Raw genomic sequence first — 13,385 nt, 5'->3', positions numbered from 1 at the left:
TAAATGTGGGAGGGAGCAAGCCCCCTCCCACAGTTTTAACCCGGTTTCTTCAGGGGGTTACTGAGGGAACAGAACCTTTTGTCCTTCCGGCGACGTAAACATCCCATCCCCGTCATGCCCCACCCCCGGCACTTCCACCAGCGTCTGGCGCAACTGCGGATGGCGCAGTTTGAGGTAGTCAAAGTAGTTGTGTCCGCGAATCAATCGATACGCGCCCTGGGTCTCGGCTTCGCAGCCTTTATCCAGCGCCGGGTGGTTGGGGTCGGTGTCTTGCTGGCCCAGCAAGTAGGTAATGTCGCGCGACACATACGCCTGTTCCAACTGCTGGGGCCCCCGGCCTTCGGCGTAGGCCGGCAGGTTCTGCATGCCGTACTTCCAGTCATTGAAACTCGGGCAGGTGGCGGCGTCGAATTTGACCGGGCGTTGCGGGCTGAAGTAGGCGTAGGACGAGGGATTGGCCACCACATAACGCAGGCGGATGCCTTCGGCTTGCAGGGTCGGGTGGTCGTGACCGGTGAGGGCGAAACGCTGGACGACTTGCCCACCGCCGGAATGCCCGGCCACCACGATTTCCTTGAGCGCCGGGAACAGTTTGCGGTTGCCCAGGTGCTTGATCAGGTGGTCGAGTACGCCGTAAGAACTGAGTTGACCAGGGCCGACAGACGGCTCGCCGGCCATCCAGCTGTTGCCGTTCCAGTGCAGTACCTGGTTATCCAGGTGGTGGCGCTTGATGTCGGCGTCATTGAGAAACTGCGGCGCGATCACCAGGGTGGTGGCGCCGACCCCGGCGTGTTCAGCGGCCTCGTTGCCGCTGTTCAGGTAGGTCTGGGCATTGCGCAGGCGGCCATGCACGATGATCAACGCGCGGGTGACGCCAGGCAACGGCTGGCGCCAGTCCTGGCTCAGGCCCAGGCTGAGGTCGCCGGCCTGCAGGTGAAAACGATCGGGGCTGACGACCTTCACGCCGTGTTCGGCCGCCAAGGTTGAGCACGACGCCAGAACCGCCAGCAGTAAACCCCATGGTTTATTCATTGATTACAGACTCTTGGCCGCAAACGTATCGCATTGAGTGATCTGGCCCTGGGCGAAGCCGGTCTTGAACCAACGCACCCGCTGCGCCGACGTACCGTGGGTAAACGAGTCCGGCACTACGCGGCCCTGGCCCTGTTGCTGCAAACGGTCATCGCCAATGGCGTTGGCCGCGTTCAGTGCTTCTTCAATGTCGCCTGGCTCCAGCCAGTTCAGGCGTTTTTGCGCACGGTTGGCCCACACCCCGGCGAAGCAGTCGGCTTGCAGTTCCTGGCGTACCAGCAGGCCGCCGTCGCCTTGCATCTGACGGCCTTGCTGGCGCGCGGCCTGGATCTTGGACGAGATGCCCAAAAGCGTCTGTACGTGGTGCCCGACTTCGTGGGCGATGACGTAGGCTTGCGCGAAGTCGCCGGCGGCCTGGAAGCGTTGCGACATTTCCCGGAAGAAGTCCAGATCCAGGTACACCTGCTGATCCGCCGGGCAATAAAACGGCCCGCTGGCCGAGGTGGCGCCGCCGCAGGCGGAATTCACCCGGCCACGGAACAGGATCAGTTTCGGGTTCTTGTAGGCCAGGCCGTTTTCCTGGAACACCTGGGCCCAGGTGTCTTCGGTGTCGCCCAGTACCGCGCGGACGAAATCGGCCTGCTCATCGTTGGCCGGCGGCGCCTGGCGCGACTGCGTGCTCACCGAAGGCGCCTGCTCCATCTGGCCGGTCAACTGGCCGAGGATCTGCAACGGGTCCTGGCCGGTCAGCCAGCCGATGCCGACGATCAGCGCAATGGCCGTGAGACTCAGCCCCTTGCCGCCACCAAAGCGCATACCGCCACCGCCGCCGCCACTGTCATCGCGCGCGTCCACCACGTTGTCGCTGCGTCGGCCTTTTTTCCATAGCATGGGGGCAATCCTCTTGAAGAACGGTCCTACAAAGATGTGGGTTGAGTATGGCCGGTATTAGCGGCAATACCCTTCGCCGGTGTTTACGATCAGGCAGTCTTTTTTATCCGCCAGCCACTTCAGACCGGTGGCTTCACCGTCGCCGGCACGCAGCACTTGCGGGCCGTCCGGGCGGGTGAAGGCGATGCCATCCTCAAAGGCGGCGCCCTTGAAGGTGCCCGCGTCTTCGGCGTCGAGGCCATATTGCATGGTGAGTAGGTAGTGACCACGGCCGACAACGTCGTCCTTGGCGATGGTCAGGTACAGGCCCTCGACGCCAACCCATTTGCCGAGCCACTTATCGGTGGGCGCAGTTTCCGGTACGAGGGTGGCCTGCACGGAGGCCGGCGCAGGTTTTGGCGCGTCCTTGGCTTCCTGGTTACAGGCGGTGAGCAGGGCGAGGGCAGACACAGCAAAGAAGATTTTTTTCATAGCGGCAGAGCCTTGATTAAAAAGTGTGCAGTGCGGGGGCAAGCGTGCAGGGTTGGACTCGATTCTGCGGATTTAGTGCGCTGTTCGCCCGGTGTTTGGTTATGCTCTTGGGGCAGGCTCCGGCCCGGCTGCTAGATTACCGGGTTAAGCGCTACCTCGTTCAGTGCTCAGCGTTCCGCTCGTCACGCAAGAGAATTCCATGACTGTCAGTACCCCACTTTCCGGCGTCAATCACCCCTTCAAAGGCATCCTGCTGATTGTGCTGGCGACGTTCCTGTTCTCCAGCCATGACGCCTTGTCCAAATACCTGGCCGGCTTCTACCCGATCGTGATGGTGGTGTGGGCGCGGTATGTAGTGCATACCTTGCTGATGGCCGGAATCTTCCTGCCGCAATCGGGCCTGCGCGTGCTGCGCAGCAAACGGCCCGGCATGCAGGTGGTGCGGGCGTTGTGCCTGCTCGGCACCAGTTTGTTTTTCACCACCGCACTGCATTACATACCCCTGGCGGAAGCCACGGCGGTGAACTTCCTCGCGCCGATCCTGGTGACAGCCCTTTCGGTGCCGCTGCTGGGTGAGCATGTCACGCGTGGCCAATGGCTGGCGGTCATCTGCGGCTTTGTCGGCGTGCTGGTGATCATCCACCCCGGCGGCGAACTGTTCACCCCGGCGGTGCTGCTGCCGTTGTGTTCGGCGATGTTCTTCTGCTTTTACCAACTGCTCACGCGCATCCTCAGCCAATACGACACTCCCACCACCAGCAACTTCTTCGCTGGGCTGTGCAATACCTTGGTGATGAGCGCGATGGTGCCGTTCTTCTGGCAGGTGCCGACGCTGTGGCACGCCGTGTTGATGCTGGCGCTGGGCACGTGCGGGATGACCGCGCACTTGATGCTGACCCAGGCATTCCGCTTCGCGGCGCCGGCCTTGCTGGCGCCGTTCGGCTATTGCCAGATCGTGTTTGCGGGGTTGTTGGGCTGGCTGGTATTCAGTCATACCCCCGACATGACCACGGTGGTCGGTATCGGGGTGATCTGCATGAGCGGCTTGGCCGCTGCCTGGCAGCAGCGGCGTCGTTGAATTACACGTCTACCGTAGGAATCTTGCGCGGCGCCATGAAGTACATCCAGGTCAGCGCAATGAAGTACATCGCCGGGATCAGGGTGAACAACACGGTGTAGTTGTTGTTGGTCACGGTGAGAATGTGGCCGACGATCTGGGTCATGAACATGCCGCCGATGGCCGCGCACATCCCGCCGAAGCCGAACACCGTGCTCATCATGTGCTTGGGTGTGTAGTCCATCACCAGGCTCCAGATGTTGGCCGTCCAGGCCTGGTGCGCGCCGATGGCCAGGGAGATGGCGAACACCGCGACCCACAGCTGGCTGGAACCGGCCGCCATGATCACCCCGACGATGCAGCAGGCGAACAGCAGCATCGACAGCAGTCGCGCCTTGATCGGGTTCATCCCACGGCCGATCAGGAATGACGACAGGATGCCGCCGCCCACACTGCCGAAGTCGGCGGTCAGGTAGATGATGATCAGCGGGATGCCCATTTGGGTCACGTTGATGCCCAGGTTGTATTGCTGGTTCAGGAATGGCGGCAGCCAATACAGGTAGAACCAGAATACCGGCGCGGTCAGCGCATAGGCGATGGCAAACGCCCAGGTGCCGCGCATGCGCAGGATGCGGCTGAACGGCACGCCCGGTTGTTCCGGCTCGACGTGCTGTTGCACGTAGTCCAGTTCCGATTGTTTAACACTCGGGTGGTCTTCGGGGTTGTAGTACTTCAAACCCCAGAACACCAGCCAGATTGCGCCGAGCGATGCCATGCACAGGAACGCGGCCTGCCAGCCCCACACGTGCAGGATCAACGGCAGCAGCATCGGGGTCATCATTGCGCCGACGTTGGTACCGGCGTTGAAGATACCGGTGGCCACCGCGCGCTCACCGGCCGGGAACCACAGGCGTGTGGTCTTGACGCAGGCCGGGTAGTTGGCGGCTTCGGTCAGCCCGAGGATAAAACGGCACACCATAAAGCCGACGGCCGAAGTGGCCAGACCGTGGGCGCCGGTGGCCAGGCTCCATAACAGCACCGCGCAGAAGAACACGCGTTTGACACCGACGCGGTCAATCAAGCGGCCTTGCAGCACAAAGCCGATCGCATAGCCCACTTGGAACCAGAAGTTGATGTTGGCGTAGTCCATCGCCGTCCAGCTCATCTCTTTGGCGAGGATCGGCTGCATCACGCCCAGTGCGGCGCGGTCGATGTAGTTGAGGGTGGTGGCGAAAAACACCAGGGCCAGCATGCCCCAGCGAGTTTTACCCACGGCCAGGGCGCCGCGGATCTTGTCGCCGATGCCGGCGTGCGGGGTGCCGGGGCGCGCGGCCAGGGCGGAGTTTTGCAGAGGCATGTGGTTGTACCCGTTTTTTGAAATTTTTATGGTGTGTTCTGGGTCTTTTCTTACACGGTGATGCGGGATTGATGGTGAGCAGTGGCTAAAAAATCGTCAATTCGCCAAAGGGGCATAGTGTTCGATAATCGCACTAAAAACTAACCGGTTCGTACATTTTAATTGCTGCGTGTAGGCTGGGGGCGAATAATTTGCCATAAATAACCATTGCCGGGAGTCGCCCATGCAACGTTCCATCGCCACTGTGTCCTTGAGCGGCACCCTGCCGGAGAAGCTCGAAGCTATTGCCGCCGCCGGGTTTGATGGGGTCGAGATCTTCGAGAACGACCTGTTGTATTACGACGGCAGCCCGCGCGAAGTTAAACAAATGTGCGCCGATCTCGGTATCGCCATCACCTTGTTCCAGCCGTTCCGCGACTTTGAAGGCTGCCGACGCGACCGCCTGGCGCGCAATCTGGAGCGCGCCGAGCGCAAGTTCGACCTGATGCAGGAACTGGGCACCGACCTGGTGCTGGTGTGTAGCAATGCCTCTGCGGATTCGGTAGGCGATGAACGTATTCTGCTGGATGACCTCAGCCTGCTGGCCGAACACGCCGGCCGCCGTGGTTTGCGCATTGGCTATGAAGCGCTGGCCTGGGGCAGGCACGTGAACACCTGGCAGCAGGTGTGGAACCTGGTGCGTCAGGTCGATCACCCCAGCCTCGGCGTGTTGCTCGACAGCTTCCATTCCTTGTCGCTCAAGGGCGACCCAAGTGGCATCGCCCAGATTCCCGGCGACAAAATCTTTTTCGTGCAGATGGCCGACGCGCCGATCCTGGCCATGGACGTGCTGGAGTGGAGCCGGCATTTCCGGTGTTTCCCCGGCCAGGGCGAATTTGACTTGGCGGGCTTTCTCGCGCCAATCATCCAGAGCGGTTACACCGGGCCATTGTCCCTGGAGATCTTCAACGATGGCTTCCGCGCCGCGCCGACCCGCGCGAACGCCGCCGATGGCCTGCGCTCGCTGCTGTACCTGGAAGAGAAAACCCGCCAGCGCCTGGCCGAAGAACAGCCGGCCGCGCCGTTGGATATCCTGTTCCAAACGCCGCCTGTCAGCGAATACGACGGTATCGAGTTCCTCGAATTTGCCGTGGATGAAAACCTCGGGGCCAAGCTGACGAACTGGCTGGAACGCCTGGGCTTCGTCAAGGCCGGGCAGCACCGCTCCAAGAGCGTGAGCCTGCTGCGCCAGGGCGATATCAACCTGATCCTCAACTGCGAGCCCTACTCCTTTGCGCATAACTTTTTCGAAGCCCATGGGCCGTCGTTGTGCGCCACGGCAATTCGGGTCAAGGACAGCGCCAAGGCGCTGGAACGAGCGGTGGCGTACAAGGGCCAGCCCTATCGTGGCCTGGTCGGGCCCAACGAGCTGGAACTGGCGGCCGTGCGTGCACCGGACGGCAGCCTGATTTACCTGGTGGACCCCAGCGAGGGCGGGCTGTACGACACCGATTTCAACCTGCAACCGGCCGCGACCGATGGTGGCGGCCTGCTGCGCATCGACCATATGGCCATGGCCTTGCCAGCCGACAGTCTCGACAGCTGGGTGCTGTTCTACAAGAGTTTGCTGGACTTCGAAGCCGATGACGAAGTGGTGCTGCCCGACCCTTATGGCCTGGTGAAAAGCCGCGCATTGCGCAGCCGATGCAGCTCGATTCGCCTGCCGTTGAACATCTCCGAGAACCGCAACACCGCGATTTCCCACGCGTTGTCGAGCTATCGCGGTTCGGGCGTGCATCACATTGCCTTCGACTGTGCGGATATTTTCGCCGAAGTGCGCCGCGCCAAAGAGGCGGGTGTGCCACTGCTGGATATCCCGCTCAACTACTACGATGACCTGGCGGCGCGCTTCGACTTTGACGACGAGTTTCTCAGCGAGCTGGCGTACTACAACGTGCTGTATGACCGAGACGCCCAGGGTGGAGAGTTGTTTCACGTGTACACCGAACCCTTCGAAGGGCGGTTTTTCTTCGAGATCATCCAGCGCAAGAACGGTTATGCCGGCTACGGCGCGGCCAACGTCGCCGTGCGCCTGGCGGCCATGGCCAAGTCCCGCAGCGGTGCGGTGCGCCAGGCGCGTTTATAACGACGAGTCGAGCGCTTCCTTCAGCGCGCGTCGCAGCCCATAATCACCGTCTGCATACAATGGCCGTGAGCGCACCATGACCTCGAGTCCCGAACTCCCCGCGGTGTCAGACGCACCGCGCAAGAGTCGTAAGAACAACCCGGAAAAGACCCGCGAAAACATCCTCCAGGAAGCCATTGTGGAGTTTGTCCAGCAGGGCCTGTCCGGCGCTCGCGTCGACGCCATCGCCGAGCGCATCCACACCTCCAAACGCATGATCTATTACTACTTCGGCAGCAAGGAGCAGTTGTACGTCGAGGTGCTGGAGAAACTCTACGGCGATATCCGCAACACCGAAACGCGCATGAACCTCACCGCGCTGGAACCGCGTGAGGCGATTCGGCGGCTGGTGGAATTCACCTTTGATCACCATGACCAGAACGTGGATTTCGTGCGCATCGTCAGCATCGAAAATATCCACAACGCCGAATACGTCAAACGCACCGACACCATCAAGGCCATGAACAGCAAGATCCTGGAAGGGCTGGGCGAGACCTTGCGCCGGGGTGCCCAAATGGGGTTGTTCCGGGAAGGGTTGGAGCCGCTGGACGTGCACTTGCTGATCAACTCATTCAGCTTTTACCGGGTGTCCAACCGCCATACGTTCAGTGAGATTTTTCAGATCGAGCTGTCGGATGAGGTGGTTAAGCAGCGGCATCGCGAGATGATCTGTGAGTCGGTGTTGCGGTACCTGCAGGCCTGAAGTCACCGCAGAACCTCATGTGGAAACGGGCTTAAAATGTGGGAGGGAGCAAGCCCCCTCCCACATTTGGATTTGGTTTCTACAGTCAGGTATTCATGCCCTTGAAGTGCGCCAGCATCCGCTGCGCATCCGCTATCTCGCCACTGAACAACTCAAACGCCTTCACCGCCTGAAACACCGCCATGTTGCCACCATCCAGCGTGCGGCAACCCAGGGCGCGGGCGTTGCGCAGCAGTTCGGTTTCCAGCGGGAAATACACGATTTCCGCGACCCATAGTTCGGCCCGCAACAGCTCAGCCGGCACCGGCGTGCCGGGCAGCTTGGCCATGCCCATCGGCGTGGTGTTGACCAGGCCATCCGCCTCGGCCATGGCGTTTTCCAGGTGGCTGCCGACCTGGGCACGGCCGGTGCCGAAACGCTGCGCCAGGTTATCCACAAGCTCGCGGGCGCGGGCTGCGTCCACATCGAAAATGTTCAACTGCTCTACACCTTCGGCCAGCAGCGCATGGGCCACCGCCGCGCCCGCACCACCGGCGCCCATCTGCACCACGCGCTGGCGCGGCACATCATTCAAGTTGCGCCGGAACCCTTCGGCAAAGCCCAGGCAATCGGTGTTGTGGCCGATGCGTTTGCCATCCTTGAGTACCACGGTATTCACCGCGCCGATGCCCCGGGCCTCGTCGGACAATTCATCGAGCAACGGCAGGATCGCCTGCTTGCACGGGTAGGTAATGTTCAAGCCGGTGAAGTTCATCTGCTCGGCGGCGCGCAGCAGGTCAGGCAGGGCGTTGATGTCCAGGTGCAGCGGTTCAAGGTCGATCAGGCGATACAGGTAACGCAGGCCCTGGGCATCGCCTTCCTGTTCATGCAGGGCTGGGGTGCGGGAAGCCTGGATGCCGGCGCCGATCAGGCCGGCGAGGATGCGCGGTTTCATCGAGCCGACCCCTTGAGCAACTGGCTGAAATGCTCCAGGGCCAGGTGGTAGCCATGGCTGCCAAAGCCTGCGAGCACCGCCTTGGCGATAGGCGATACAAACGAGTGATGACGAAACGCTTCGCGTGCATGCACATTGGATAAGTGGACTTCGATCACTGGCACTTCACTGGCCACCAGCGCATCACGAATCGCCACCGAGGTGTGGGTCCAGGCCGCCGGGTTGATCACGATGCCGGCGCAACGCGCACGGGCACCGTGGATCCAGTCCAGCAGTTCGCCTTCGTGGTTGGTCTGGCGAAACTCGATCTTCAGCCCGAGTTTTTCAGCGCTGCGGCCACACAGGGCGGCGATGTCGGCCAGGGTTTCATGGCCATAGGTGGCAGGCTCGCGGGTGCCGAGCAGGTTGAGATTGGGGCCGTTGAGCACCAGCACGATAGGCGGCATCAGGTGTATCTCCACAGTTTTTGTTCGTTGTGGCGATAAAATGTACTGAATGGTTAATTTGGTCAATCGGTCGCGGCGGATGTGTTCGATTACCGAACGTTAGAAAGCAGCGCAGCCAACTCTTCCTTCATGCGTCGTTACAACCCGGCATTCGACGCCTTGTTCCTCGTTACTAATCTTTGAGACAGCTTCGCGAGCAGGAGCCGGTTGTCGGGTGATGCGGAAAAATTGTTACCTGGCGGAAAATAACCTAACGGATGGGTTACGATGAGAGTAGGGGATTACAAGGGCTATGTGATTTCGGTGTTTCTCAGGGACGAGCATTGCCCGCCTCATGTGCATGTACGGGGTAAGGGATGGGATGCGCGGTTTCGTTTCAGTTTTCTGGATGGGCAGGTGGAGTTGTGGGATGTGGACCCTGAACGGAGACGGCCGTCAACAGCGGTTCTTGAGGGTATACGGGAGGCGATCATGCAGCGGCACTATTTGGCGCGGGCACGCAGGATCTGGTGGGAAAAACTGCAAACCGTTTGCCTGGAGAATCATTCCTGGGATTGGGACGCGGGTGAGTTGGTTCCAGGGTTGGTCATTCGACGAGGTGTCTATGTCATCGCAAACGCCAGGCACGACGCCGTAGAGCAACGGACAATTTTGAATCTGGTAAGGGCACCAGGTTGCGTGGGGATTAATTTATGAAAATCGTAAAAGCCAAGGTTGTACCCACTGTACCGATCACTGAGGCCGACATCGACAAGGCAATCGCCCGTGGTCGCAAGCTGAAGCGTTTGTATGCCAACGCCAGTGACGTGCGCTATGAGCACGACTGCCTTTCCATCGGTTTCAGCGACGGCAGCCGCATCCTTTTGCCTGTGGCCGGTCTACCGGAATTCGAAGGGTTTTCCTTGCAGGATTTCCAGCAGTTGGAGGTCGGTTTTGGCGGCAAGGCGCTGTGCTGTGAGGCGCGGGACCTGGATGTTTCGATTACGGGCTTGATCGCCACCAGCCAGCCCTTGATGGACCTGGCCACCAGCCTGGTAGCGTCGCGTAATGGTCGCAAAAGCAGCGCCGCCAAATCCGCTGCCGCCCGCGCCAACGGCAAGAAGGGCGGCCGGCCACGCAAGGAAGTGCCGGAAACTACCGATTCACCGGATACATGAAGATCCAATGTTGCAGCGGGCTTGCTGTCGGGAGGGGCTTGTCCCACGGCGGGTTAACTGAGAATCCAATGGGGCTGCTTCGCAGCCCGGCGCAGGACAAGCCTGCTCACCACAGCAAGCCCGATCCCACATTTTCAGCTGCGGTGTGCTTTGGGGGCTTACCGACGAGTCAGCAACACTCCGGATTCCATATGGTGCGTCCACGGGAACTGGTCAAACATCGCACACTGGGTGATCCGGTGCGTGTCATGCAATTGCGCAATGTTCGCCGCCAAGGTTTCCGGGTTGCAGGAGATGTACAGGATGTTGTCGAAGCGTCGGGTCAGTTCGCAGGTGTCCGGGTCCATGCCGGCGCGGGGCGGGTCGACGAAGACGCTGCCGAATTCGTAGCTTTTCAGGTCGATGCCGTGCAAACGGCGGAACGGGCGCACTTCATTCAGCGCTTCGGTGAGTTCTTCGGCGGAGAGGCGCACCAGGGTGACGTTATCCACCGCGTTTTCATCGAGGTTGCTCAAGGCGGCGTTGACCGAGGTCTTGCTGATTTCGGTGGCCAGCACGTTGCGCACGCGGGTCGCCAACGGCAGGGTGAAGTTGCCGTTGCCGCAGTACAGCTCCAGCAGGTCATCCGGGCGATCGCCCAAAGCTTCGTATGCCCAGTTGAGCATCTTCTGGTTCACCGTGCCGTTGGGCTGGGTGAACGCGCCTTCGGGTTGGCGGTAGCTGAAGGTGCGCCCGCCGACCTCGAGTTTTTCCACCACGTAGTCGTGGCCGATCACGTCGCGCTTGCCCTTGGAGCGGCCGATGATGCTCACGTTCAGGTCGGCCGCGAGCTTGCTCGCCGCCGTGTGCCAATGCTCATCCAGCGGGCGGTGATAGCACAGCGTGATCATTGCATCGCCGGCCAGGGTGGTGAGGAACTCCACCTGGAACAGCTTGTGGCTCAGGGCGGCGCTGGCTTGCCAGGCGGCCTTGAGCTGCGGCATCAATTGGTTGATGCGCTGGCTGGCGATGGGGAACTCTTCGATCAGGATCGGCGTGCGCTTGTCGTCCTGGGAAAACATCGCGTAGTGGCGCTCACCGGCTTCGCGCCACAGGCGGAACTCCGCCCGCAGGCGAAAGTGCTGCAGCGGCGAATCGAATACCTGCGGCTCGGGCGCGTCGAACGGTGCCAGCAGGTCACGCAGGCGCGTGACCTTGTCTTGCAGTTGAGCGGTGTAGCGTGCGGCGTCAAAAGTCATGCGTTGAACCAGCCCAGCTTGATCACGAACAGAATCGACAGAATCACCAGCGCCGGGTTCAGCTCACGGTAGCGGCCCGAAAGCAGCTTGATGGCGGTCCAGGCGATGAAACCGAAGGCGATGCCATTGGCGATGGAGTAAGTGAAGGGCATCGCCAGGGCGGTGATCACCACCGGCGCTGCCACAGTAATGTCATCCCAGTCGATTTCGGCCAGGCCCTGAGTCATCAGCACGGCCACGAACAGCAGCGCCGGCGCGGTAGCGAAGGCCGGCACGCTGGCCGCCAGTGGCGAGAAGAACAAGGCCAGCAGGAACAGGATCGCAACCACGATGGCCGTCAGACCGGTACGCCCACCGGCGCTCACCCCGGCAGCGGACTCGATGTAGCTGGTGGTGGTCGAGGTGCCCAGCAGGGAGCCGGCCATGGCGGCGGTGCTGTCGGCGATCAGCGCGCGGCCCATTTTCGGCATATGACCGTCCTTGCCCATCAGGCCGGCGCGCTTGGCAACGCCGATCAGGGTGCCGGAGTTGTCGAACAGGTCGACGAACAGGAAAGCGAAGATCACGCTGACCAGGCCGATGTCCAGCGCGCCCTTGATATCCAGTTGCAGGAAGGTCGGGGCCAGAGAGGGCGGCATCGAGGTCACGCCGCCGAACGGAGTGACGCCCAATACGATGGAGGCAATGGTGACCGCGAGAATGCCGATCAGCACCGCACCGCGCACGGCCAGGGCTTCGAGTGCGACGATCAACACGAAACCGAGGGTGGCAAGGATGGGGGCAGCTTTTGTCAGGTCGCCCAGACCAACCATGGTGGCCGGGTTGCTGACGACGATCTGTGCGTTGTGCAGCGCGATCAGTGCCAGGAACAGGCCGATACCGGCCGCAATCGCCGAACGCAGGGGCAGGGGGATGGCGTTGATGATCCACTCACGGATACGGAAGATCGACAGCAGGAAGAACAGCACCGCCGAAATGAATACCGCACCCAGCGCCACCTGCCAGGTGTGGCCCATGTGCAACACCACGGTGTAGGTAAAGAAGGCGTTGAGACCCATGCCCGGCGCGAGCGCAATCGGGTAGTTGGCGATCAGGCCCATTACGGTCGAACCGATGGCCGCCGCCAGGCAGGTCGCGACGAACACCGCGCCCTTGTCCATGCCGGTTTCGCCGAGGATGCTCGGGTTCACGAACAGGATGTAGGCCATGGCCAGGAATGTCGTGATGCCCGCGAGGATCTCGGTGCGCACGTTGGTGTTGTGTGCCTTGAGTTGAAACAGCTTTTCCAGCATGCCTGCTCCCTGTGACGCTATTTTGCGTCGTGATTTGTTGACCTCTAAGTCAAAGCACAAACTGCGCCAAGCGCCTGTGGTTTCAGAGAGGATCGGAAAAAGCGGCGCATCATACCAGCAGCCGAGGCTGTGTGGCGCATGGGCTTGAGGCATACTGCGCCGACGTTCAACAGCGGGTCATCGACAGCATGAAAAAAGCCAACGCGTGGAGTCTAGCCCTGATCCCTTGTCTTGGCCTGTGGCTGGGCGCAGCACCGGTGTGGGGCGCGACTGCACCGGCCTTGAGCGAGGTGCGTGTGTTCAAGGTCGAGTCGGCCGGTTGCACGGAAACTATCCCGGAACGCACCAGCACAACCCAGATGTGCACGCACCGAGGGCCCACCAAAGTGTCGGTGATGGAGGTGGGCCTGGGCAACAACCCGGTAGGCCTCTTCAATGGCGCGGTACTCAACGGCCAGCGCACACCGGTGTGCCAGGTCGGCAACGTCAGCCAGGCCTGCAACGGCGTGGGCACCTTGATGGGCTACATCTATGTATTTGACTTGAATGTCGAGGCCCAGGGCTGGTTCGAATACAGCAACTCGTCGATCAACCCGCCGCGAAATACCCTCAAGACCCTGCTCAATATCCGCTGATCAATCAG

14 protein-coding genes are annotated in these 13,385 nt (G+C 61.1%); 6 read left to right on the top strand and 8 right to left on the bottom strand.

Features of this window, described 5'->3' with window-relative positions; translation table 11 throughout:
* Window positions 1-57 precede the first annotated feature (57 nt).
* From V6M90_RS08290 to V6M90_RS08280, 3 genes are read right to left on the bottom strand one after another with little or no spacing between them, the layout of a single operon-like run.
* Window positions 58-1,032 carry an alpha/beta hydrolase gene (locus V6M90_RS08290; protein ID WP_305427914.1) on the bottom strand — a complete coding sequence of 325 codons (975 nt, stop codon included), beginning with the start codon at window positions 1,030-1,032 and terminating at the stop codon, window positions 58-60.
* 3 nt (window positions 1,033-1,035) lie between these two features.
* Window positions 1,036-1,923, bottom strand: a complete 888-nt coding sequence (gene ypfJ / locus V6M90_RS08285) for a KPN_02809 family neutral zinc metallopeptidase (protein ID WP_003176241.1) — start codon at window positions 1,921-1,923, stop codon at window positions 1,036-1,038.
* A gap of 57 nt (window positions 1,924-1,980) precedes the next feature.
* Complete coding sequence (locus tag V6M90_RS08280) at window positions 1,981-2,394, bottom strand: membrane lipoprotein lipid attachment site-containing protein (protein ID WP_003176239.1); 414 nt, start codon at window positions 2,392-2,394, stop codon at window positions 1,981-1,983.
* Between the two features lie 199 nt (window positions 2,395-2,593).
* On the opposite strand from V6M90_RS08280, the gene V6M90_RS08275 reads away from it, so the two are divergent.
* Window positions 2,594-3,472, top strand: a complete 879-nt coding sequence (locus V6M90_RS08275; protein ID WP_003176238.1) for a DMT family transporter — start codon at window positions 2,594-2,596, stop codon at window positions 3,470-3,472.
* 1 nt (window position 3,473) lies between these two features.
* On the opposite strand, the gene V6M90_RS08270 is transcribed toward V6M90_RS08275, so the two are convergent.
* Window positions 3,474-4,808, bottom strand: coding sequence for an MFS transporter (locus V6M90_RS08270; protein WP_078734767.1), 1,335 nt, complete (start codon window positions 4,806-4,808; stop codon window positions 3,474-3,476).
* A gap of 223 nt (window positions 4,809-5,031) precedes the next feature.
* Here V6M90_RS08270 and quiC point away from each other — a divergent pair, with 223 nt between their 5' ends.
* Window positions 5,032-6,933 carry a 3-dehydroshikimate dehydratase QuiC gene (gene quiC / locus V6M90_RS08265; protein ID WP_332846311.1) on the top strand — a complete coding sequence of 634 codons (1,902 nt, stop codon included), beginning with the start codon at window positions 5,032-5,034 and terminating at the stop codon, window positions 6,931-6,933.
* A gap of 76 nt (window positions 6,934-7,009) precedes the next feature.
* Complete coding sequence (locus tag V6M90_RS08260; protein WP_003176234.1) at window positions 7,010-7,675, top strand: TetR/AcrR family transcriptional regulator; 666 nt, start codon at window positions 7,010-7,012, stop codon at window positions 7,673-7,675.
* 85 nt (window positions 7,676-7,760) lie between these two features.
* On the opposite strand, the gene V6M90_RS08255 is transcribed toward V6M90_RS08260, so the two are convergent.
* Both V6M90_RS08255 and aroQ read right to left on the bottom strand, forming a co-directional pair.
* Complete coding sequence (locus V6M90_RS08255; protein ID WP_003176233.1) at window positions 7,761-8,609, bottom strand: shikimate dehydrogenase; 849 nt, start codon at window positions 8,607-8,609, stop codon at window positions 7,761-7,763.
* Window positions 8,606-9,055: a type II 3-dehydroquinate dehydratase gene (aroQ, locus tag V6M90_RS08250; RefSeq protein ID WP_003176232.1), complete on the bottom strand. Its 450-nt coding sequence runs from the start codon at window positions 9,053-9,055 to the stop codon at window positions 8,606-8,608. The genes V6M90_RS08255 and aroQ overlap by 4 nt, the downstream gene beginning before the upstream one ends.
* A 267-nt stretch (window positions 9,056-9,322) precedes the next feature.
* On the opposite strand from aroQ, the gene V6M90_RS08245 reads away from it, so the two are divergent.
* A complete protein-coding gene (locus V6M90_RS08245) occupies window positions 9,323-9,751 on the top strand; it encodes a DUF4160 domain-containing protein (protein WP_332846310.1) in 429 nt (142 codons plus the stop codon).
* Complete coding sequence (locus V6M90_RS08240; RefSeq protein WP_332846309.1) at window positions 9,748-10,212, top strand: DUF2442 domain-containing protein; 465 nt, start codon at window positions 9,748-9,750, stop codon at window positions 10,210-10,212. Before V6M90_RS08245 ends, V6M90_RS08240 begins: the two co-directional genes overlap by 4 nt.
* Before the next feature lie 158 nt (window positions 10,213-10,370).
* On the opposite strand, the gene trmA is transcribed toward V6M90_RS08240, so the two are convergent.
* Entirely contained in the window at window positions 10,371-11,450 is a 1,080-nt protein-coding gene (gene trmA / locus V6M90_RS08235; RefSeq protein ID WP_332846308.1) for a tRNA (uridine(54)-C5)-methyltransferase TrmA, read from the bottom strand.
* The gene (locus tag V6M90_RS08230; RefSeq protein ID WP_003176229.1) at window positions 11,447-12,742 is read right to left on the bottom strand and encodes an NCS2 family permease; all 1,296 of its coding nucleotides are present in this window, start codon (window positions 12,740-12,742) and stop codon (window positions 11,447-11,449) included. Before V6M90_RS08230 ends, trmA begins: the two co-directional genes overlap by 4 nt.
* A 188-nt stretch (window positions 12,743-12,930) precedes the next feature.
* On the opposite strand from V6M90_RS08230, the gene V6M90_RS08225 reads away from it, so the two are divergent.
* Window positions 12,931-13,377: a DUF4879 domain-containing protein gene (locus V6M90_RS08225; RefSeq protein ID WP_042945955.1), complete on the top strand. Its 447-nt coding sequence runs from the start codon at window positions 12,931-12,933 to the stop codon at window positions 13,375-13,377.
* The last annotated feature ends 8 nt before the right edge of the window (window positions 13,378-13,385 follow it).

Origin of the sequence: Pseudomonas lactucae, from assembly GCF_036688725.1 — a bacterium.
GTDB lineage: Bacteria > Pseudomonadota > Gammaproteobacteria > Pseudomonadales > Pseudomonadaceae > Aquipseudomonas > Aquipseudomonas lactucae.
Note: the sequence above shows the minus strand (reverse complement) of the source record. Positions and strands in the feature narration are given on the sequence as shown.

Coding starts and splice junctions, on each gene's coding strand:
- ypfJ (WP_003176241.1), bottom strand. CDS start 1,923: ATGCTATGGAAAAAAGGCCGACGCAGCGACAACGTGGTGGACGCGCGC.
- V6M90_RS08245 (WP_332846310.1), top strand. CDS start 9,323: ATGAGAGTAGGGGATTACAAGGGCTATGTGATTTCGGTGTTTCTCAGG.
- V6M90_RS08275 (WP_003176238.1), top strand. CDS start 2,594: ATGACTGTCAGTACCCCACTTTCCGGCGTCAATCACCCCTTCAAAGGC.
- quiC (WP_332846311.1), top strand. CDS start 5,032: ATGCAACGTTCCATCGCCACTGTGTCCTTGAGCGGCACCCTGCCGGAG.
- V6M90_RS08280 (WP_003176239.1), bottom strand. CDS start 2,394: ATGAAAAAAATCTTCTTTGCTGTGTCTGCCCTCGCCCTGCTCACCGCC.
- V6M90_RS08270 (WP_078734767.1), bottom strand. CDS start 4,808: ATGCCTCTGCAAAACTCCGCCCTGGCCGCGCGCCCCGGCACCCCGCAC.
- trmA (WP_332846308.1), bottom strand. CDS start 11,450: ATGACTTTTGACGCCGCACGCTACACCGCTCAACTGCAAGACAAGGTC.
- V6M90_RS08230 (WP_003176229.1), bottom strand. CDS start 12,742: ATGCTGGAAAAGCTGTTTCAACTCAAGGCACACAACACCAACGTGCGC.
- V6M90_RS08225 (WP_042945955.1), top strand. CDS start 12,931: ATGAAAAAAGCCAACGCGTGGAGTCTAGCCCTGATCCCTTGTCTTGGC.
- V6M90_RS08255 (WP_003176233.1), bottom strand. CDS start 8,609: ATGAAACCGCGCATCCTCGCCGGCCTGATCGGCGCCGGCATCCAGGCT.
- V6M90_RS08290 (WP_305427914.1), bottom strand. CDS start 1,032: ATGAATAAACCATGGGGTTTACTGCTGGCGGTTCTGGCGTCGTGCTCA.
- V6M90_RS08260 (WP_003176234.1), top strand. CDS start 7,010: ATGACCTCGAGTCCCGAACTCCCCGCGGTGTCAGACGCACCGCGCAAG.
- V6M90_RS08240 (WP_332846309.1), top strand. CDS start 9,748: ATGAAAATCGTAAAAGCCAAGGTTGTACCCACTGTACCGATCACTGAG.
- aroQ (WP_003176232.1), bottom strand. CDS start 9,055: ATGCCGCCTATCGTGCTGGTGCTCAACGGCCCCAATCTCAACCTGCTC.